The sequence below is a fragment of the Pseudomonas sp. DTU_2021_1001937_2_SI_NGA_ILE_001 genome (assembly GCF_032463525.1).
In the GTDB taxonomy this organism is placed as follows: domain Bacteria; phylum Pseudomonadota; class Gammaproteobacteria; order Pseudomonadales; family Pseudomonadaceae; genus Aquipseudomonas.
Genome location: NZ_CP135971.1, coordinates 1,941,048 through 1,961,800, shown reverse-complemented (window position 1 = coordinate 1,961,800; position 20,753 = coordinate 1,941,048). Strand labels below are relative to the sequence as shown.

At 62.2% G+C, this 20,753-nt stretch carries 21 protein-coding genes; all 21 read left to right on the top strand.

From position 1 onward, the window contains the following. Positions 1–212 precede the first annotated feature (212 nt). The 21 genes from RRX38_RS08190 to RRX38_RS08090 all read left to right on the top strand — a co-directional run bounded on the left by RRX38_RS08190 (position 213) and on the right by RRX38_RS08090 (position 20,753). The gene (locus tag RRX38_RS08190) at positions 213–515 is read left to right on the top strand and encodes an STAS domain-containing protein (protein ID WP_315962176.1); all 303 of its coding nucleotides are present in this window, start codon (positions 213–215) and stop codon (positions 513–515) included. A gap of 3 nt (positions 516–518) precedes the next feature. Beyond that, positions 519–2,243: a fused response regulator/phosphatase gene (locus tag RRX38_RS08185; RefSeq protein WP_315962175.1), complete on the top strand. Its 1,725-nt coding sequence runs from the start codon at positions 519–521 to the stop codon at positions 2,241–2,243. 66 nt (positions 2,244–2,309) lie between these two features. Continuing rightward, entirely contained in the window at positions 2,310–2,639 is a 330-nt protein-coding gene (locus tag RRX38_RS08180) for an Hpt domain-containing protein (RefSeq protein ID WP_315962647.1), read from the top strand. A 76-nt stretch (positions 2,640–2,715) separates the two neighbouring features. Further along, positions 2,716–4,137 carry a flagellar hook-length control protein FliK gene (locus RRX38_RS08175; protein WP_315962174.1) on the top strand — a complete coding sequence of 474 codons (1,422 nt, stop codon included), beginning with the start codon at positions 2,716–2,718 and terminating at the stop codon, positions 4,135–4,137. Positions 4,138–4,325: 188 nt separating this feature from the next. Beyond that, a complete protein-coding gene (gene fliL / locus RRX38_RS08170; protein WP_295472531.1) occupies positions 4,326–4,817 on the top strand; it encodes a flagellar basal body-associated protein FliL in 492 nt (163 codons plus the stop codon). Between the two features lie 11 nt (positions 4,818–4,828). Beyond that, positions 4,829–5,797 (top strand): flagellar motor switch protein FliM, encoded by a 969-nt coding sequence (fliM, locus tag RRX38_RS08165; protein ID WP_295472530.1) that lies wholly within the window; start codon positions 4,829–4,831, stop codon positions 5,795–5,797. 60 nt (positions 5,798–5,857) lie between these two features. Then, on the top strand, positions 5,858–6,325 hold the full coding sequence (gene fliN, locus RRX38_RS08160; RefSeq protein ID WP_295472529.1) for a flagellar motor switch protein FliN: 468 nt from the start codon (positions 5,858–5,860) through the stop codon (positions 6,323–6,325). Positions 6,326–6,346: 21 nt separating this feature from the next. Then, complete coding sequence (gene fliO / locus RRX38_RS08155; RefSeq protein ID WP_315962646.1) at positions 6,347–6,772, top strand: flagellar biosynthetic protein FliO; 426 nt, start codon at positions 6,347–6,349, stop codon at positions 6,770–6,772. Beyond that, positions 6,772–7,524 (top strand): flagellar type III secretion system pore protein FliP, encoded by a 753-nt coding sequence (gene fliP / locus RRX38_RS08150; RefSeq protein WP_315962173.1) that lies wholly within the window; start codon positions 6,772–6,774, stop codon positions 7,522–7,524. Before fliO ends, fliP begins: the two co-directional genes overlap by 1 nt. A gap of 24 nt (positions 7,525–7,548) precedes the next feature. Further along, entirely contained in the window at positions 7,549–7,818 is a 270-nt protein-coding gene (gene fliQ / locus RRX38_RS08145) for a flagellar biosynthesis protein FliQ (protein WP_295472525.1), read from the top strand. 4 nt (positions 7,819–7,822) lie between these two features. Further along, entirely contained in the window at positions 7,823–8,608 is a 786-nt protein-coding gene (gene fliR, locus RRX38_RS08140) for a flagellar biosynthetic protein FliR (protein ID WP_315962172.1), read from the top strand. 1 nt (position 8,609) lies between these two features. After that, positions 8,610–9,746, top strand: a complete 1,137-nt coding sequence (gene flhB / locus RRX38_RS08135; RefSeq protein WP_315962171.1) for a flagellar biosynthesis protein FlhB — start codon at positions 8,610–8,612, stop codon at positions 9,744–9,746. Between the two features lie 106 nt (positions 9,747–9,852). Further along, the gene (gene flhA / locus RRX38_RS08130) at positions 9,853–11,982 is read left to right on the top strand and encodes a flagellar biosynthesis protein FlhA (protein ID WP_315962170.1); all 2,130 of its coding nucleotides are present in this window, start codon (positions 9,853–9,855) and stop codon (positions 11,980–11,982) included. Between the two features lie 11 nt (positions 11,983–11,993). Beyond that, positions 11,994–13,334 carry a flagellar biosynthesis protein FlhF gene (gene flhF, locus RRX38_RS08125; RefSeq protein WP_315962169.1) on the top strand — a complete coding sequence of 447 codons (1,341 nt, stop codon included), beginning with the start codon at positions 11,994–11,996 and terminating at the stop codon, positions 13,332–13,334. A gap of 115 nt (positions 13,335–13,449) precedes the next feature. Continuing rightward, entirely contained in the window at positions 13,450–14,286 is an 837-nt protein-coding gene (gene fleN, locus RRX38_RS08120; protein ID WP_295472515.1) for a flagellar synthesis regulator FleN, read from the top strand. Then, positions 14,283–15,023 carry an RNA polymerase sigma factor FliA gene (gene fliA / locus RRX38_RS08115; RefSeq protein WP_295472512.1) on the top strand — a complete coding sequence of 247 codons (741 nt, stop codon included), beginning with the start codon at positions 14,283–14,285 and terminating at the stop codon, positions 15,021–15,023. Before fleN ends, fliA begins: the two co-directional genes overlap by 4 nt. 234 nt (positions 15,024–15,257) lie before the next feature. Next, positions 15,258–15,632, top strand: coding sequence for a chemotaxis response regulator CheY (locus RRX38_RS08110; protein ID WP_295472510.1), 375 nt, complete (start codon positions 15,258–15,260; stop codon positions 15,630–15,632). Positions 15,633–15,652: 20 nt separating this feature from the next. Then, positions 15,653–16,438, top strand: a complete 786-nt coding sequence (locus RRX38_RS08105) for a protein phosphatase CheZ (protein WP_295472508.1) — start codon at positions 15,653–15,655, stop codon at positions 16,436–16,438. Positions 16,439–16,473: 35 nt separating this feature from the next. Next, positions 16,474–18,798, top strand: coding sequence for a chemotaxis protein CheA (locus RRX38_RS08100; RefSeq protein WP_295472506.1), 2,325 nt, complete (start codon positions 16,474–16,476; stop codon positions 18,796–18,798). 45 nt (positions 18,799–18,843) lie between these two features. Further along, positions 18,844–20,013 (top strand): chemotaxis response regulator protein-glutamate methylesterase, encoded by a 1,170-nt coding sequence (locus RRX38_RS08095; protein ID WP_315962168.1) that lies wholly within the window; start codon positions 18,844–18,846, stop codon positions 20,011–20,013. Then, a complete protein-coding gene (locus RRX38_RS08090; RefSeq protein ID WP_295472502.1) occupies positions 20,013–20,753 on the top strand; it encodes a flagellar motor protein in 741 nt (246 codons plus the stop codon). Before RRX38_RS08095 ends, RRX38_RS08090 begins: the two co-directional genes overlap by 1 nt.

Below are 20,753 nucleotides of genomic sequence, written 5' to 3'. Positions count from 1 at the left end.
ACAGCAGATTCATGGAATTTGCTGGCCTGTTCGCGAGCAAGCTCCAACAAAAGCCCAATAGCGTCTAACTGAGCAGTATTGCCGCTAAGGCCGCTCGGGTTGTTGGTGACCCGTTCCGGCATTCATAAGCCGTTCCGGCCCGGGTTTTCATCTTCGATGCGGCAGACTTCGTCTAGGCTGTGTCTTATCAAGGCAAGGTTACAGGAGGTCGTATGGCGGTTACTTCCGAGCGTTCTGCGGATGGTCGGCAAGTCACGCTGTTTGTCGAAGGGCGCTTCGACTTTTCATCCCACCAGGACTTTCGCGCGGCTTACCAGGCCTATCCGGGTGATCTGGAATATGCGGTCGACCTGCGCGGCACCCAGTACCTGGACAGCTCTGCGCTGGGCATGCTGCTGTTGCTGCGTGACCACGCCGGGGGCGACAAGGCGCAGGTCCGCCTGATCAACTGCACCCCGGACGTGGTCAAGATCCTGACGATCTCGAACTTCTTCAAACTGTTCCAGATGGGCTGAGTCTTGCAGTCCGAGGCGCAGAGCCTGCGCATTCTGATTGCCGATGACAGCCCCAGCGATCGGCTGTTGCTGGCGACTCTGGTGAGTCGCCAGGGCCACCAGCCCCTGGTGACCTGCAACGGCGAGCAGGCATTGGCGTTGTATGTCAGCGAGCGACCGGATCTGGTATTGATGGACGCCATGATGCCGGTCATCGATGGCTTCGAGGCGGCGCGGCGCATCAAGCAGATGGCAGGTGACTCGCTGGTGCCGGTGATCTTCCTGACTTCCCTGGCTGACGGTGAGGCCGTGGCGCGTTGCCTGGACGCCGGGGGTGACGATTTTCTCGCCAAGCCTTTCAATCCGCAGGTGCTGGCGGCAAAGATCAATGCCATGAATCGCCTGCGCCAGTTGCAGGACACGGTATTGCGCCAGCGGGACCAACTGGCCGCGCACCGTGAGCATCTGCTCAACGAGCAGAGGGTCGCCAAGGCGGTGTTCGACCAGGTGGCCCATTCCGGGTGTCTGGATGCGCCGAATATTCGCTATTTGCAATCTCCCTATGCATTGTTCAACGGTGACCTGATGCTGGCGGCCTACACGCCGGCCGGGCACATGCATGTATTGCTGGGCGACTTCACGGGTCACGGATTGCCGGCTGCGGTGGGTGCCATGCCGCTGGCCGACGTGTTCTATGGCATGACCGCCAAGGGCTACGGGTTGGCCGAGATGCTTCGCGAGATGAACGCCAAGCTCAAGCGCATCCTGCCTGTGGACATGTTCTGTTGTGCCACTCTCGCGGCGTTCGACTTCAATCAGCAGCAGGTCGAACTGTGGAATGGCGGCTTGCCGGATGGTTACCTGCTCAGCGCCCGTCATGGCTCGATCACACCGTTGCCGTCACGGCACCTGCCGCTGGGGGTGTTGTCGGCCAGGGCTTTCGATGCCAGTACGCAGGTCTATCCCCTGGGTCAGGGTGATCGGGTGTTCCTGTGCTCCGATGGCGTGATCGACACCCGCGACGCTGAAGAGCGGATTTTCGGTTCCCAGCGACTGTGTGAGGTGCTGGCGGCCAATCGCGAGCCGACCATGCTCATCCAGGAGATTCTCCAGGCGCTCAATGATTTCGGAGGGCGTGCCCGTGATGACGTCAGCATGCTGGAGGTCAGCACCGGCCAGCGTATGCCGGTCGACACGCGGGCTGCCTGGCACACCGAGAACGTGGTGGTCGAGCCGATGGACTGGTCGGTGTCCTTCGAGTTTCGCCCGCCTACCCTCAAGGCGTTCAACCCGCTGCCGGGCATCCTGCAACTGCTGTTGGAGATGCATGAGCTGCGGGAGCAGGGCGGTGCGCTCTACAGCGTGTTGACCGAGCTTTACAGCAATGCCCTGGATCACGGCGTGCTGGGGCTGGACTCGACGCTCAAGCGTGATGCCAGCGGTTTCGCACTCTATTACGAAGAGCGCGCCAGACGTCTGGCGGCGTTGCAGTTCGGGTTCGTGCGTCTGGAGTTGCAGGTGCGCTCATCCTCTCAGGGTGGCAGCCTCGGCATCTGTGTGCGTGACAGCGGCCAGGGCTTCGATGTGCAGGATGTGCTTGAGCGTACGCCGGGCGAAAGCGAATTGTGTGGGCGCGGCCTGCGCCTGATTCGCTCCCTGTGTCGCGAGGCGCACTGGTCGGACGACGGGCGTGCAGCTCACGTGGAGTTTTCCTGGGGGGAAGTGGCATACTCGCCAACGGTTTCTTGATCAAGGAGTGAGCAAGTGGCAGCCGGACATGTGGATCACAATGTATTGAACACCTTGCATGAGGTCATGGAAGACGAATACCTGACGCTGATCGATGTCTTTCTCAAGGATTCCGACCTGCGCATGGCGTTGTTTCGCCAGGCTTCGCGGACCATGACGTTCGATCGACCCTCGTTGAACATGGGCGAGTTGGGGCTGGCCGCGCACAGCTTCAAGGGCAGCAGCAGCAACATGGGCGCTGTACTGCTGTCAGAACTCTGTCTGCGCCTCGAAGAGCAGGCTCGCCGCGAGCAGCCTGAGGGGCTCGAGCAGTTGATCGCGCTGATCGACGAGGAGTACCAGAGCATCCGCCAGCTCTTCGAGGCCGAGCGGCAGACGCTGATGGCGCAGACCTGAAAAATAGCTCTTCGGAGAAACCTGGCCTGCATCTTGCTTTGCTGAACTCATCGTTTTGCCTAGTGCGGAGATCAAGATGCCCCTCGCTCCAGAAATCCTATTGCAGGCCAATGCTTCGGCGACGTCCAGAACGTCGTCTGCGGCCAATGCTTTCAAGCCTGCCGAGACCCCCGGAGGCGAGGCGTCGAGCTTTTCCAGCGTCTATTCCCGGCAATCTCAGGACGCTCCGGCTGCCAGTCGTGACGTGCCTGCGCGCGCAGGTTCGGACAAGCCAGCCGTCGCCAAGGACAAGCCGGTTGCCGGCAAGGACAAGCCGACTCAGGACAATTCACAGGCGGGTGACCAGAACAAGGTTGCCGATAGCGGCAATTCGTTGCCAGTCCAGACAACGGCCAAGTCTGACAAGGCGGATGACCAAGACAGCGATCAGCAGGTCACGCAGGCCACCGATCCTTCTGTGGATCCGTCCCTGGTGTTGCAGTTGCCGGTGGCCGGTGATCCAGCCCTCGATCCTGCGCAGCAGCAGGCGGTAGCCTCGCTGCCGGTAGCGACCCCTGTTCCGGCGCTGCCGGACGTCTCGGCCAACGCTGCGGATCCCGCACAGGCCGCCGCCGCGCTGGTGGTGGCAGCGCCCCAGAGCGAAGACGGTTTCGACCCGCAGGCCGACCCGCTCGATGGCCTGCATGCCTTGCAGTTCGCCCTGGAAAACGCCACCGGCAAGCATCGCGCTACCACGCAGGAGGCCACTGCCGGCCAGGAGCGCAACGCCCAGCCGCAGAATGCGGACGGTGATGCCAGTCAGGCGCAGAACGTTGTCAATAATCTGGCGAGCCTGGCTGACAAGGGGGCCTCTGACCAGGGCAGTACTGAAAGTGGCGAAAAAGCCTTTGGTGGTCTGATCGCCGATGGTCTGAAAGACACCAAAAATGCCGCCAGCGACACCCGTGTCGACAACTTCGCCGAGCGCCTGGCAGCGCTAAGTCAGGCAGCCCAGCCGGCGAAGGTCGCCAACCCGGCCGCTGCCTCGCCCTTGGCCCAGCCCTTGGCCATGCACCGCAGCGGCTGGAGCGAAGGTATCGTCGACCGAGTCATGTATCTGTCCAGTCAGAACCTCAAGTCGGCGGAGATCAAGCTTGAGCCGGCCGAGCTGGGGCGTCTGGACATCCGCGTCAATATGGCGCCGGACCAGCAGACCCAGGTCACCTTCATGAGCGCCCATGTGGGGGTGCGTGATGCGCTGGAAAGCCAGGTGTCGCGCCTGCGTGAATCGTTCAGCCAGCAGGGCCTCGGTCAGGTGGACGTCAACGTCTCCGACCAGTCTCAGCAGCAGGCGCAGCAACAGGCCCAGGAGCAGGCCAGTCGTGCTCAGCGAGGCGGCGGGCGTGGTGGTGTCGGTGGTGCGGAGACGGTGGAGGACGTAGCGCCGGAATCAGCCGTAGCGGCCAGTCAGCCGGCGCAGCGGGTCATCGGTAGCAGCGAAATCGATTATTACGCCTGATTGACGCCTGCCGTTCGGCGGTGCATGGCCGCCGCCGAACGCTCGCATGCATGCCGCAAGCCTGTGTTTCCGGCCTTTCCAGCTCTCGCATGGGCCTGTCTGGCGGGCTTGATTGCAACTCTGGCATAACACTTGCTCAAACTCCGTTACGTATCAGCGAACCCCTTGAATACTGACGGATTATTGGCATGGCGCAGAGTGAAGCAGTCAAAGAGCCTGGCTCGAAAGGTAAACTCAAGCTCATCATCATCGTGGTCGTGGCCCTGTTGCTGGCTGTCGGCCTTTCGGTCGGTGCGACCTGGTTCTTCATGCACAAGCCTGAAGTCAAGGCCGAGCCGGCAGCCGCCACCAACGTTCGCCAGCCTGCGCTGTTCGAGCCACTGACCCCGGCTTTTGTCATCAACTTCAACGCCAACGGCCGGCAGCGCTACATGCAGGTGAACATCACCATGCTGGCGCGTAATGCTGCCGATCTTGAAGCCCTGAAAGTGCACATGCCCACCATTCGCAACAACCTGGTGATGCTGTTCTCCAGTATTCCGTTCGAATCGCTGTCGTCGCCGATCGGCCAGGAACTCCTGCGCCAGAAGGCCACCGCCAGCATTCAGGAAGTCGCTCAGAAAGAAGTGGGCAAGACTGTCGTCGAGCAGCTGCTCTTCACCAACTTCGTATTGCAGTAGGATTCCGCGACATGGCCGTGCAAGACCTGCTCTCCCAGGATGAGATCGACGCGCTGCTGCATGGCGTGGACGATGGAATGGTCCAGACCGAAAGCGCTGTCGAGCCTGGCAGCGTCAAGAGCTACGACCTGACGAGTCAGGACCGCATCGTCCGCGGACGCATGCCGACCCTGGAAATGATCAACGAGCGTTTTGCCCGTTACACCCGCATCAGCATGTTCAACCTGCTGCGCCGTTCCGCCGATGTGGCGGTGGGCGGGGTGCAGGTGATGAAGTTCGGTGAATACGTGCATTCGCTGTATGTGCCGACCAGCCTCAACCTGGCCAAGATCAAGCCGTTGCGTGGCACGGCGCTGTTCATTCTCGACGCCAAGCTGGTGTTCAAGCTGGTGGACAACTTCTTTGGCGGCGATGGCCGTCACGCGAAGATCGAAGGTCGTGAGTTCACGCCTACCGAGCTGCGTGTGGTGCGCATCGTGCTGGACCAGGCGTTCATCGACCTGAAGGAAGCCTGGCAGGCGATCATGGAAGTCAACTTCGAGTACATCAACTCGGAGGTCAACCCGGCCATGGCCAACATCGTCGGCCCCAGCGAGGCTGTGGTGATTTCCACCTTCCATATCGAACTCGACGGCGGTGGCGGCGACCTGCACGTCACCATGCCTTACTCGATGATCGAGCCGATCCGCGAAATGCTCGACGCCGGCTTCCAGTCCGACCTCGATGACCAGGACGAGCGCTGGGTCAAGGCGCTCAAGGAAGACGTGCTGGATGTCTCGGTGCCGCTGACCACCACCGTGGCCCAGCGTCAGCTGGCGCTGCGCGAGATTCTGCACATGCAGCCTGGCGACGTGATTCCGGTGGATCTGCCTGAATCGCTGGTCATGCGCGCCAATGGCGTGCCGTCGTTCAAGGTCAAGCTGGGCTCGCACAAGGGCAACCTGGCCCTGCAGATCATCGAACCCATAGAGCGGCGTTGACCGAAGGTCGCGCCGTAATCCATATCGCGTATTTGAATCACTGCCCGCAGAGGACAACCGATGGCTGATGAAAACGAAATGACGTCTGCTGATGACCAGGCGTTGGCCGATGAATGGGCGGCTGCGCTGAACGAGGCCGGCGAAGGAGGGCAGGCGGACATCGACGCACTGCTGGCGGCCGACGAGGCCAGCAAGCCGCAATCGACCCGCATGCCGATGGAAGAGTTCGGCAGCACGCCGAAGGCTGCCGGGCCCGTGTCGCTGGAAGGCCCGAACCTGGATGTGATCCTGGATATTCCGGTATCCATCTCCATGGAAGTGGGCAGCACCGATATCAGCATCCGCAACCTGCTGCAGCTCAACCAGGGCTCGGTGATCGAGCTGGATCGCCTGGCCGGCGAGCCGTTGGACGTGCTGGTCAACGGTACGCTGATCGCCCATGGTGAAGTGGTCGTGGTCAACGAGAAGTTCGGCATCCGCCTGACCGACGTGATCAGCCCCAGCGAACGTATCAAGAAGCTGCGTTAAGTGAAGCGTCTGTCGAGTGCCATGGCGCTGATGGCCATGCCGGCGCTGGCCCTGGCGGCCGAGCCGGCCACCCAGGCGGCTGCGCCGCAGGTGGGTAGCGCCTTGCCTGGTGGGATGGGTGGGCAACTGCTGCAACTGCTGCTGGGTCTGCTGCTGGTGGTGGGCCTGATCTTCGCCCTGGCCTGGGTGGTGCGGCGGGTGCAGAGCATGGCACCCGGCAATGCGCAGGTCATCGAGATGATCGGCTCCCGTGCCATCGGTCCGCGCGACCGGCTGGTGCTGGTGCAGGTGGGCAAGGAGCAGATCCTGCTGGGCATCACGCCTGGACGCATCACACCGCTGCATGTGCTCAAGGACAACGTCGAGGTGCCGGTGCGCGAGCCGGCCACGCCTGAATTCGCCCAGCGTCTGCTGGAGCTGATGGGCAAGGATAAGGAACCCAAGTGATGCGCGCTTTGCGTTTACTGATCGTGCTGTTCCTGGCCTCGTCGGCGCCTGCCGTGCTGGCGGCCGACCCGCTGTCGATCCCGGCGATCTCCTTGTCCAGCGGGGCCAACGGTCAGCAGGAGTATTCGGTCAGCCTGCAGATCCTGCTGATCATGACGGCGCTGAGCTTCATTCCGGCGTTCGTCATGCTGATGACCAGCTTCACGCGGATCATCGTGGTGTTCTCGATCCTGCGTCAGGCCCTGGGCCTGCAGCAGACCCCATCCAACCAGATTCTCATCGGCATGGCGCTGTTCCTGACCATGTTCATCATGGCGCCGGTGTTCGACCGAGTGAACAACGAGGCCCTGCAGCCCTACCTGGCCGAGACCCTCACGGCCCAGGATGCAGTGGCCAGGGCCCAGGTGCCGATCAAGGACTTCATGCTCGCGCAGACGCGCACCAGCGACCTTGAGCTGTTCATGCGCCTGTCCAAGCGCACCGACATTCCGACCCCGGATGCTGCGCCGCTGACCATCCTGGTGCCGGCGTTCGTGATTTCCGAGCTCAAGACGGCGTTCCAGATCGGCTTCATGATCTTCATTCCGTTCCTGATCATCGACATGGTGGTGGCCAGTGTGCTGATGGCCATGGGTATGATGATGCTGTCGCCGTTGATCATTTCCCTGCCGTTCAAGATCATGCTGTTCGTGCTGGTGGATGGCTGGGCGCTGATCGTCGGCACGCTGGCCGGCAGTTTTGGCGGCGTATAGCCGGTTCGACGAGGAGGCTGTGCGATGACCCCTGAAGTGGCGATCGACCTGTTTCGCGAGGCGCTGTGGCTGACCACCATGCTGGTGGCCATCCTGGTGGTGCCGAGCCTGATCTGCGGTCTTATCGTGGCGATGTTCCAGGCCGCGACACAGATCAACGAGCAGACCCTGAGCTTCCTGCCGCGTCTGCTGGTGATGCTGGTGACCCTGATCGTCGCTGGCCCCTGGCTGCTGAATTACTTCATGGACTACGTCCTGAACCTGTTCAACAGCATTCCGACCCTGATCGGCTGACGTCATGCAGCCGCTGCTGATGCTCACCGACACCCAGATCAGTACCTGGGTGGCGAGTTTCATTCTGCCGTTGTTCCGCATCGTGGCGTTGCTGATGACCATGCCGATCATCGGTACGACGCTGGTGCCGCGTCGTGTGCGTATGTATCTGGCGGTGGCCATCACTGTAGTGGTGGCGCCGGTGTTGCCGCCGATGCCAGCGGTTCAGGCGCTGGACCTCAGTGCCTTGCTGCTGGTCGCCGAGCAGATCATTGTCGGTGTGGGCATGGGGCTTTGCCTGCAGCTGTTCTTCCAGGTCTTCGTGGTCGCCGGGCAAATCATCGCTGTACAGATGGGCATGGGCTTCGCGTCGATGGTCGATCCGGCCAACGGTGTGTCCACGGCGGTGGTGGGGCAGTTCTTCACCATGCTGGTGACCCTGATGTTCCTGGCCATGAACGGCCATCAGGTGGTGCTGGAGGTGCTCATCGAGAGCTTTACCACCCTGCCGGTGGGGCATGCCCTGCACGTCGACACCTTCTGGACGCTGGCCAACGGGCTGGGCTGGGTATTGGCTTCCGGGCTGCGCCTGGTGCTGCCGGCTATCGTGGCCCTGCTGATCATCAACATCGCCTTCGGCATCATGACCCGCGCGGCGCCGCAGTTGAACATTTTCTCCATCGGCTTTCCGATGACCCTGGTGCTGGGCATGGTGATTCTGTGGATGACCATGGCGGACATCCTCGGTCAATATCAGCCCATGGCGGTAGAGGCCTTGCAACAGCTTCGCGATCTGGTGAGGGCCCGCTGATATGGCTGAAAGCGAGAGCGGTCAGGACAAGACGGAAAAGCCCACGGACAAAAAGGTCCGTGACAGTCGCGCCGACGGGCAGATCGCTCGCTCCAAGGAGCTGACCACCTTCGTGGTCATGATGATGGGCGCGTCGGGCCTGCTGATGTTCGGCGGCGGCGTGGCGCAAATGATGCAGGAACTGATGCGCGACAACTTCAGCATCACGCGCGAGATGCTCATGGACCCCTCCTGGATGGGGCGTATGTTGGTCAAGTCTGGGCAGCATGCGCTGGTGGCGGTGCTGCCATTTCTGATCGTCATGCTGCTGGCGGCGGTGGCGGGGCCGATCATGCTGGGCGGTTGGCTGTTCGCTACCAAGTCGCTGGCACCCAAGTTCAGCCGCATGAACCCGCTTTCCGGGGTCAAGCGGATGTTCTCGATGAACTCGCTGGTCGAGTTGCTCAAGTCGCTGGCCAAGTTCCTGATCATCCTGGCCGTGGCGCTGGTGGTGATCAAGAACGATCGCGACGACCTGGTTGCCATCGCTCATGAGCCGCTGGAGCAGGCCATGATCCACAGCTTGCAACTGGTGGGTTGGAGCACTTTGTGGATCGTTGCCGGGCTGTTCCTGATCGCCGCCGTGGATGTGCCGTTCCAGTTGTACGAGTCACACAAGAAACTGATGATGACCAAGCAGGAAGTGCGCGACGAACACAAGAACAGCGAGGGCAGTCCAGAGATCAAGCAGCGTATTCGTCAGCTGCAATATGAAATGTCCCATCGCCGGATGATGGCCGCCATTCCGGAAGCCGATGTCATCATCACCAACCCCACGCACTTTGCCGTAGCCCTGAAGTACGACCCCGAGCAGGGTGGGGCGCCGATGCTGCTGGCCAAGGGTGTCGACCTGATCGCGTTGAAGATTCGCGAGATCGGCACGCACAACCAGATCATGATTCTCGAGTCGCCGACGCTGGCTCGCTCGATCTACTACAGCACGGAGCTGGAGCAGGAAATCCCGGCCGGGCTTTACCTTGCCGTTGCCCAGGTGCTGGCCTACGTGTTCCAGATTCGCCAGTTCCACGCCGGCCGCGGCAAGCGGCCGCAACCGCTGGGCGACCTGCCCATTCCGCCGGATCTCCAGCGCGACGCCTGATGCGGGCGTCGGCTCATCGAGGCCGCAAAGTTGGACAGCTTCTTGCAATGAGTCAGACCAGGGCGCGCAGGGCGTCAAAGTTTTGGTCTGATGCAGGATATAACCGGTGGATCGCACTCAGTTAATCAGTAACGCACGCAACAATCTCGCGGGCCTGGGCCGTGGGCAGCTGGGTGTGCCGGTCTTGTTGCTGGCGCTGATGGCGATGATGATGCTGCCGATGCCGCCGTTCCTGCTCGACGTGTTCTTCACCTTCAACATCGCATTGTCCATCGTGGTCCTGCTGGTCTGCGTATATGCCATGCGGCCGCTGGATTTCTCCGTATTCCCGACCATCCTGCTGGTCGCCACGCTGTTGCGCCTGGCGCTCAACGTGGCCTCCACCCGAGTGGTCATGCTGCACGGCCAGGACGGTCACGACGCCGCCGGCAAGGTGATCCAGGCTTTCGGTGAAGTGGTAATCGGCGGCAACTATGTGGTCGGGATCGTGGTGTTTGCCATCCTGATGATCATCAACTTCGTGGTCATCACCAAGGGTGCTGGGCGTATCTCCGAGGTCAGCGCGCGTTTCACCCTGGACGCCATGCCCGGCAAGCAGATGGCCATCGACGCCGACCTCAACGCCGGCCTGATCGACCAGAACCAGGCCAAGACGCGGCGTTCGGAAGTGGCCGCCGAGGCCGAGTTCTACGGTTCGATGGATGGTGCCAGCAAGTTCGTGCGCGGCGACGCCATCGCCGGCCTGCTGATCCTGTTCATCAACCTGATCGGCGGCATGCTGGTGGGGATGCTGCAGCACGGCATGCCGTTCGCCGAAGCTGGCCGGGTCTATACCCTGCTGGCCATCGGTGACGGTTTGGTGGCGCAATTGCCATCACTGTTGCTGTCCACTGCCGCGGCGATCATGGTCACCCGTGCTTCCGGTTCGGAAGAGATGGGCAAGCAGATCAACCGCCAGATGTTTTCTTCCTATAAGGCGCTGGCGGTGTCCGGGGCGATCATGATCGTCATGGGCCTGGTGCCCGGCATGCCGCATTTCGCTTTCATCGGTCTGGGTGGCATCGCCGCCGGTATGGCCTACTGGCTGTGGCGCCGCGATCAAAAGGCCAAGGCCGTGGCCCTGGCCGAGGTGCAACGCCAGCAGGACATGCTGCCTTCACCGGTGCGTGCTCAGGAATCCAAGGAGCTGGGTTGGGATGACGTGACCCCCGTCGACATCATCGGCCTGGAGGTTGGCTACCGCCTGATTCCGTTGGTGGACCGCAACCAGGGCGGGCAGCTGCTGGCGCGGATCAAGGGGGTGCGCAAAAAACTGTCGCAGGAGCTGGGCTTCCTGATGCCCACCGTGCACATTCGCGACAACCTCGACCTGGCGCCGAGCGCCTATCGCCTGACGTTGATGGGGGTGATTCTCGCCGAGGCAGAGATCTACCCGGACCGCGAGCTGGCCATCAACCCTGGTCAGGTATTCGGTACGCTCAACGGCATCACCGCCCGTGACCCGGCGTTCGGCCTGGAGGCGGTATGGATCGAGATCAGCCAGCGCGCCCAGGCCCAGTCGCTGGGCTACACCGTGGTCGATGCCAGTACGGTCGTGGCCACCCACCTGAACCAGATTCTCTACAAGCACTCTCATGAGCTGATCGGTCACGAGGAGGTCCAGCAACTGATGCAGCTGCTGGCCAAGAGTTCTCCGAAGCTGGCCGAGGAGCTGGTACCGGGCGTGCTGTCGTTGTCGGCGCTGCTCAATGTATTGCAGGCGTTGCTGGCCGAGCACGTGCCGGTGCGTGACATCCGCACCATTGCCGAGGCGATCGCCAATAACGCCGGCAAGAGTCAAGATACCGCCGCTCTGGTGGCGGTGGTCCGGGTCGGTCTGAGCCGTGCCATCGTGCAAAGCATTGTAGGTACTGAGACAGAGCTGCCTGTGATTACCTTGGAGCCAAGGTTGGAACAGATATTGCTAAATAGTATGCAGAAGGCTGGTCAGGGTCAGGAAGAAGGCGTTCTTCTCGAACCGAGCATGGCTGAAAAGCTCCAGCGTTCGTTGATTGAGGCGGCCCAGCGTCAGGAAATGCAGGGTTCTCCGGTGATTCTGTTGGTGGCGGGCCCGATCCGGGCCATGCTGTCACGATTTGGACGATTGGCTGTACCGAACATGCATGTTCTGGCGTATCAGGAGATCCCTGATAACAAGCAAGTCACCATCGTAGCGACTGTCGGGCCAAATGGCTGAGGTAGTGAGTCATGCAAGTTAAGCGTTTTTTCGCCGCCGATATGCGTCAAGCCATGAAACTGGTTCGTGATGAGCTGGGCGCCGAAGCGGCCATCATCGGCAACCGGCGTATCGCCGGCGGTGTCGAGCTGACTGCTGCCCTGGATTACAAACTGTCCGCACTGGCCCCGCGTGTGCCGAACATGGAACTCGAAGACGAGCTGCGCAAGACCCAGTCGCGCATCGTTTCCGCGCAGGCCGAGCTCGGCAGCCGTAGCGAGGCCGATGCGGCGACCAACCGCCAGCTGTTCTCCGGCCTGCCGCTGAGCGCCACCGACAAGCACATCGAACCGACCCTCGAAGAGTTGCCGCGTCCTCCTGTCGCGGCTGCACCTGCGCCGTCGCCGTCGGCAGCGGAGCAGGCCATCAGCCAGCGCGTATTCGAATCGATGCGTTCGGAACTCAATGGTCTGCGCGAACTGCTGGAAGTCCAGCTCGGCTCGCTGGCCTGGACCCAGCTGCAAGGCAGCCGTCCGCAACAGGCCAACCTGTGGCGCAGGCTGCAGCGTGTCGGGCTGTCCGGCCCGCTGTCGCGCGACCTGCTGGACATGGTGGCGGAAATCGACGATCCCAAGCATGCCTGGCGCATGCTGCTTGCCCACCTGGCGCGGATGATCAGCGTGCCGGAGATCGAGCCTCTGGAAGAGGGCGGCGTGATCGCCATGGTCGGCCCGGCCGGCATGGGCAAGACCACCACCCTGGCCAAGCTGGCGGCCCGCTACGTGCTCAAGTACGGCGCGCAGAACGTCGCGCTGGTGAGCATGGACAGCTTCCGTATCGGTGCCCAGGAGCAGCTCAAGACCCTCGGGCGAATCCTCAATGTGCCGGTCACCCATGTCGATCCTGGACAGTCATTGGCCCAGGCTCTGGAGCCACTGATTCGCAAGCGCGTGGTGCTGATCGATACCGCCGGCCTGCAGGCCAGCGATCCGGCCCTGCGCATGCAACTGGAGAGCCTGGCCGGGCGTGGCATCCGCGCTCGCAATTACCTGGTGCTGGCCACCACCAGCCAGAAGCAGGTGCTCACCGCGGCCTACCACAGCTACAAACGCTGTGGCCTGGCCGGTTGCATCCTGACCAAGCTGGACGAGACCGCCAGCCTTGGCGAAGTGTTGAGCCTGGCAATCGCTCACGAATTGCCAGTGGCCTATCTGACCGATGGGCCGAGGATTCCTGACGACCTGCATCTGCCGCGGCGTCACCAGCTGGTGAGCCGTGCGGTCAGCGTGCAGCTGCAGGATGAACCCAGTGAGGAGGCGATGGCGGACATGTTCGCCGACCTCTATCACACCCCCGGCAAGCGAGTGGGGTAAACGATGGAAAATAAAGAAAAGCGTCTGCATCGCTGGTCTGCCAGGCATTGTTCGACACGGAACGTGCAGCCCGTAATGTGGTTTCGGTCCAAGCATGACAAGGTAAAGAAATAACATGGGCAGCATGCATCCTGTACAGGTTATCGCCGTGACCGGCGGCAAAGGTGGCGTGGGCAAGACCAACGTTTCGGTGAACCTCTCACTGGCGCTGGCCGAGCTTGGGCGCCGTGTCATGCTGCTCGATGCCGACCTTGGCCTGGCCAACGTCGATGTCCTGCTGGGCCTGACGCCCAAACGCACGCTGGCCGATGTGATCGAAGGCCGCTGTGAGCTGCGCGATGTGCTCTTGCAGGGCCCGGGTGGGGTGCGCATCGTGCCGGCCGCCTCGGGCACGCAGAGCATGGTGCACCTGGCCCCGGCCCAGCATGCCGGGCTGATCCAGGCATTCAGCGAAATCGGCGACAACCTCGACGTGCTGGTCATCGATACCGCCGCGGGCATCGGCGACTCGGTGGTGAGCTTCGTGCGCGCCGCCCAGGAGGTGCTGCTGGTGGTCTGCGACGAGCCTACCTCGATCACCGACGCCTACGCGCTGATCAAACTGCTCAATCGTGACTACGGCATGAACCGTTTCCGGGTCCTGGCCAACATGGCGCAGACACCGCAGGAAGGGCGCAACCTGTTTGCCAAGCTGACCAAGGTCACTGACCGCTTCCTCGACGTGGCCCTGCAGTACGTCGGTGCCGTGCCCTATGACGAATGCGTGCGCAAGGCGGTACAGAAGCAGCGTGCGGTCTACGAGGCCTTCCCGCGCTCCAAGTGTGCGCTGGCTTTCAAGGCCATCGCCCAGAAGGTCGACACCTGGCCACTGCCTGCCAACCCGCGCGGGCATCTCGAGTTCTTCGTCGAGCGACTTGTTCACCAGACCAGCGCAGCAGGACCGGTCCAATGACAGCAAGCGGCTATCAGATGTACAGCAAGGCGTCACGCAACTCACAGTACGAACTGATCGAGCGTTACGCACCCTTGGTCAAGCGCATCGCCTATCACCTGCTGGCGCGTCTGCCTGCCAGTGTGCAGGTCGAGGACCTGATCCAGGCCGGCATGATCGGCCTGCTGGAAGTCTCGACCAAATACGACTCCAGCAAAGGGGCCAGTTTCGAGACCTACGCCGGCATCCGCATCCGTGGCGCGATGCTCGACGAGGTGCGCAAAGGCGACTGGGCACCGCGTTCCGTGCACCGCAATACACGTATGGTCAGTGATGCAATACGTGCAATTGAGGCAAGAACGGGTCGCGACGCTAAAGATCATGAAGTTGCTGCCGAACTCCAGTTAAGTCTTGATGATTATTACGCTATCTTGAACGACACCTTGGGTAGCCGGCTGTTCAGTTTCGACGACCTGCTGCAGGATGGCGAACATGACGGGCTGCATGAGGATGGCGCCAGCGGTTCGCTGGAGCCCTCCCGAGATCTCGAGGATGAACGCTTCCAGAATGCCTTGGCCGATGCCATTGCCAATCTTCCGGAGCGTGAGCGATTGGTGCTGGCGTTGTACTATGACGAGGAACTGAACCTCAAAGAGATCGGGGAGGTCCTGGGGGTCAGTGAATCGCGAGTCAGCCAGTTGCACAGCCAGTGTGCAGCGCGTCTGCGGGGGCGTCTGGGGGAATGGCGCGCGCGTTGAGGCGCTCGCGGTTTTCTCTGGTTTCAGACCGGCTGCATCAGGTTAGGCAAGCATCCAGACAAGGCAGGAGCCTGTCAGTCGACTCCGTGAGGGGGGCTGCGGGCGTCTTGTGCGTGTCCTGATACTTGGCTGTCAGGGGTGTGGTCGAAGATGGGCTGTATTCGTATTGAGTGAACAGCGGGTCCGGGGAGCGGGCCCGTTAAAGACTGCTTGGAGGTCGAATTGGACAAGAACATGAAAATCCTCATCGTTGATGACTTTTCAACGATGCGGCGGATCATAAAAAACCTGTTGCGTGACTTGGGGTTCACCAACACGTCGGAAGCCGATGACGGCCTGACCGCGCTGCCTATGTTGCAGAGTGGTGCGTTCGATTTTCTGGTGACCGACTGGAACATGCCGGGCATGACCGGGATCGAGCTGCTGCGCAATGTCCGTCAGGACGAGCGCCTGAAGAACATCCCTGTGCTGATGGTGACTGCCGAGGCCAAGCGTGAGCAGATCATCGAGGCCGCCCAGGCCGGTGTGAACGGTTATGTGGTCAAGCCCTTCACGGCGCAAGTCCTGCAAGAAAAGATCGAAAAGATCTTCGAGCGCGTCAATAGCTGATTGCATGCCGCGAGGGTGCTATGGATAACAAAGATTCACTGGGTGACTTCGAGTCGACCCTGAAAAGACATGCGCAAGAACTCGTCGCCAGCCTCGAAAAGGGCCGGTTCGGCGATGCCGTGCAACTGATCCATGAACTCAACCAGACTCGCGACCGTGGCTTGTACCAGGAAGTCGGCAAATTGACGCGCGAGCTGCACAGCGCGATCGTCAATTTCCACATCGATCCGCACATGCCGCAAGCCGAAGAAGTGTCCCAGATCACGGATGCCACCGAGCGTCTGTCGTATGTTGTGAGGCTGACCGAAGGGGCTGCCAACCGCACCATGGACCTGGTGGAGCAGAGCGCGCCGATGATGAATGGCCTCAGCGATGAAGCCAAGGTGCTGCGCGCCGACTGGGGTCGCTTCATGCGCCGCGAGATCGGTGCCGAAGAGTTCCGGGACCTGGCGCGTCGCGTCGATGTGTTCCTGACTCGAGCCGAGCAGGACAGCCATGCGGTCGCGGGCAACCTCAATGACATTCTGCTGGCCCAGGACTACCAGGACCTGACCGGCCAGGTGATCAAGCGGGTCACGCAACTGGTCACTGAAGTTGAAAGCAATCTGCTGAAGCTGGTGCTGATGGCCAGCCATGTCGATCGTTTCGCTGGCATCGAGCACGATCACGAAGCCATGCAGGCAGAAAAAGATCCGAAAAAACATACCGCTCAGGGTGAAGGTCCGCAGATTCATGCCGATAAACGTGAAGATGTCGTTTCCGGGCAGGATGACGTGGACGACTTGCTATCGAGTCTTGGCTTCTAAGGTCAATTGACGGTCAATTTTAGGGAGCACCCCCCATGAGCTTCGGCGCCGATGAAGAGATCCTTCAGGATTTTCTGGTAGAGGCCGGCGAGATTCTAGAGCAACTGTCCGAGCAGTTGGTCGAGCTGGAAAGTCGACCGGACGATGCGGATTTGCTCAATGCAATTTTTCGCGGTTTTCACACTGTAAAAGGGGGCGCCGGCTTCCTCCAGCTGCATGAGCTGGTGGAATGCTGTCACATCGCCGAGAACGTGTTCGACATCCTGCGCAAGGGCGAACGACGCGTTAACGCAGAGCTGATGGACGTGGTGCTTGAAGCCCTGGATACCGTCAACAGCATGTTCGGTCAGGTGCGTGAGCGCACCGACATCACCCCGGCTACCCCAGAGTTGCTGCAGGCACTTGCGCGCCTCGCCGAACCCGAGTCGGCTGACGCGCCTGCTGCACCCGCACCTGTCGCCGCGCCCGAGCCGGTCAGCGAGCCGACGCCGGTCGCCGAGGCTGTCGAGGCCACTGCCGACGACAGCGACCTGATTACCGAGGCTGAATTCGATCAGTTGCTCGATGCACTGCACGGCCCGGCAGGCGATGCCGCGGCAGCCGCACCCGCACCAGCCGCCCCAGCGGGCGCGGTAGAAAGCGACGAGATCACCGACCACGAATTCGAAGCCTTGCTCGACCAGCTGCATGGCAAGGGCAATTTCGATGCCGGCAAGGCCACAGCGGCGTCCGCGCCGAGTGCCCCGCCAGCAGCGTCGGCCGCTGCTGCGCCGGGCGGTGACGAAATCACCGACGACGAATTCGAAGCGCTGCTCGACCAGTTGCATGGCAAGGGTTCCTTCGACGGCGGTGTTGCCGCCCAGGCACCGACGGTGACGGCCGCCGCGCCGACCGCCAGTGCGGCGGCTTCCGACGAGATCACCGATCACGAATTCGAAAACCTGCTCGACGAGCTGCACGGCAAGGGTAAGTTCGAGCCAGCCGCCGTCAGCGGTGCGGCCGTGGCGGCGCCTGCTGCCGCCGCTGCCAAAGCGGAAGCACCCGCACCGGCTCCCGCTCCCGCTCCGGCGGCCAAGCCTGCGCCGGCCCCGGCGGCCCGTGCCGCAGCACCTGCCGCACCTGCTGCGCCTGCACCGGCAGCGGCCAAACCGGCTGCCGCTCCGGCGGGCGAGAAACCGGTGGCCTCCGAAGCGGAAACCACCGTACGGGTCGACACCGCGCGCCTCGACGAGATCATGAACATGGTCGGCGAGCTGGTGCTGGTGCGTAACCGTCTGGTGCGCCTGGGGCTCAACAGCGGTGACGAGGCCATGTCCAAGGCGGTGTCCAACCTGGATGTGGTAACCGCCGACCTGCAGACTGCGGTGATGAAGACCCGCATGCAGCCGATCAAAAAGGTCTTCGGGCGCTTCCCGCGCCTGGTTCGCGACCTGGCTCGCCAGCTCAAGAAGGAAATCAACCTGGAGCTGGTCGGTGAAGAGACCGACCTCGACAAGAACCTCGTCGAGGCGCTGGCCGATCCGCTGGTCCACTTGGTGCGTAACGCCGTCGACCACGGTGTCGAGATGCCGGACGAGCGCGAAGCCGCTGGCAAGTCGCGCAGTGGCCGGGTGGTGCTGTCCGCCGAGCAGGAAGGTGATCACATCCTGTTGTCGATCTCCGACGATGGCAAGGGCATGGACCCGGCGGTGCTGCGCGCCATCGCGGTCAAGCGCGGGGTCATGGACAAGGATGCCGCCGACCGTCTGAGCGACACCGACTGCTACAACCTGATCTTCGCCCCGGGTTTCTCGACCAAGAGCGAGATTTCCGATATCTCGGGTCGTGGCGTGGGCATGGACGTGGTCAAGACCAAGATTTCCCAGCTCAACGGTTCGATCAACATCTACTCGACCAAGGGCCAGGGTTCGAAGATCGTCATCAAGGTGCCGCTGACCCTGGCGATCATGCCGACGCTGATGGTGATGCTCGCCGACCAGGCGTTCGCCTTCCCGCTGGTCAACGTCAACGAGATCTTCCACCTCGACCTGTCGACCACCAACGTGGTGGACGGCCAGGAAGTGGTCATCGTGCGCGACAAGGCGCTGCCGCTGTTCTACCTCAAGCGTTGGCTGATCAAGTCGGCGTCCTTCGAGGAGCAGCACGAAGGCCATGTGGTGATCCTCTCGGTGGGTACCCAGCGCATCGGCTTCGTGGTCGACCAGCTGGTCGGTCAGGAAGAGGTGGTCATCAAGCCGCTGGGCAAAATGCTGCAGGGCACGCCGGGCATGTCGGGTGCGACCATCACCGGCGACGGCCGGATTGCACTGATCCTGGACGTTCCGAGCATGCTCAAGCGTTACGCCGCACGGCGTATTTGATTCTGGCCCCGGGGCAGCGATGCTCCGGGGTCTATTGGAGTGTTTATGGCAGTCAAGGTCCTGGTGGTGGACGATTCCGGTTTCTTCCGCCGCCGCGTTTCGGAAATTCTCTCCTCGGATCCCCTCATTCAGGTGGTCGGCACGGCCACCAACGGCAAGGAAGCCATCGAACAGGCCCTGGCGCTCAAGCCGGATGTCATCACCATGGACTACGAGATGCCGATGATGGATGGCATCACCTCGGTCCGTCACATCATGCAGCGTATTCCTACGCCGGTATTGATGTTCTCTTCCCTGACCCACGAAGGCGCCCGCGTCACCCTCGACGCCCTGGATGCCGGTGCGGTCGATTTCCTGCCGAAGAATTTCGAAGACATCTCGCGCAACCCCGACAAGGTCAAACAGCTGCTGTGCGAGAAGATCAACAGCATCGCGCGCAGCAACCGGCGCTTCAGCTCCTTTGGCACGCCGGCCTCCAGCTCGGCTGCGCCGGTATCGACGCCGGTATCGACGCCGGCAGCCACCCCCGCGGCGCGACGTCCGGCTCCGGTTCCTGCGCCGACGCTCGGCAGCACCCGGCCGGCGCCGGCTCCGGCTCGTCCGGCTGTTCCGGCCCCCAGCCACGCCCATCACTCCGGAACGCCGCGGCGCAAGGCTTACAAGCTGGTGGCCATCGGCACTTCCACCGGTGGGCCGGTCGCGTTGCAGCGGGTTCTGACCCAGTTGCCTGCCAATTTTCCGGCACCCATCGTGCTGATCCAGCACATGCCGGCGGCCTTTACCAAGGCCTTTGCCGAGCGCCTGGACAAGCTCTGCCAGATCAGCGTCAAGGAAGCCGAAGACGGCGATCTGCTGCGCCCGGGGCTGGCCCTGCTGGCGCCAGGCGGCAAGCAGATGATGGTCGACGGCCGTGGTGCGGTGAAGATCCTGCCCGGCGACGAGCGCCTGAACTACAAGCCGTGCGTGGACATCACCTTCGGCTCGGCGGCCAAGGCCTACGGTGACAAGGTGCTGTCGGTGGTGCTCACCGGCATGGGCGCCGATGGCCGCGAAGGCGCGCGCATGCTCAAGCAGGGTGGCAGTACGGTGTGGGCCCAGGACGAGGCCAGTTGTGTGATCTATGGCATGCCCATGGCGATCGTCAAGGCCGACCTGGCCGATGCCGTGTACAGCCTGGACGACATCGGTCGTCATCTGGTCGAGGCGTGTCTCTGATGGATGTCCTGAGTCTTATCGGCCTGATCCTGGCGTTCGTTGCGATCCTGGGCGGCAACTTTCTCGAGGGCGGCCACGCCGGCGCGCTGATCAACGGGCCGGCCGCGCTGATCGTGCTTGGCGGTACCCTGGGCGCTTCGCTGCTGCAGTCGCCGATGAGTGCCTTCAAGCGTGCGGTGCAGATCCTCGCCTGGATCCTGTTTCCGCCGCGCATCGACCTGTCCGGCGGCATCGACCGCATCATCGGCTGGAGCATGACCGCGCGCAAGGAAGGCCTGCTGGGTCTGGAAAGCGTGGCCGACGCCGAACCCGATCCTTATGCGCGCAAAGGCCTGCAGTTGCTGGTCGATGGCGCCGAGCCGGCGTCGATCCGCAGCATCCTGGAAGTGGACTTCATCACTCAGGAAACCCGCGACATCCAGGCGGCCAAGGTTTATGAAAGCATGGGCGGCTATGCGCCGACCATCGGCATCATCGGTGCGGTGATGGGCCTGATCCACGTCATGGGCAACCTCGCCGACCCCAGCCAGCTGGGCGGTGGCATTGCCGTGGCGTTCGTCGCCACCATCTACGGCGTGGCCAGTGCCAACCTGTTCCTGCTGCCGGTGGCCAACAAGCTCAAGGCCATTGCCATGCGCCAGTCGCGCTATCGGGAAATGATGCTCGAAGGCCTGCTGTCCATCGCCGAAGGGGAAAACCCGCGCTCCATCGAACTCAAGCTGCAAGGCTTCATGGAGTAA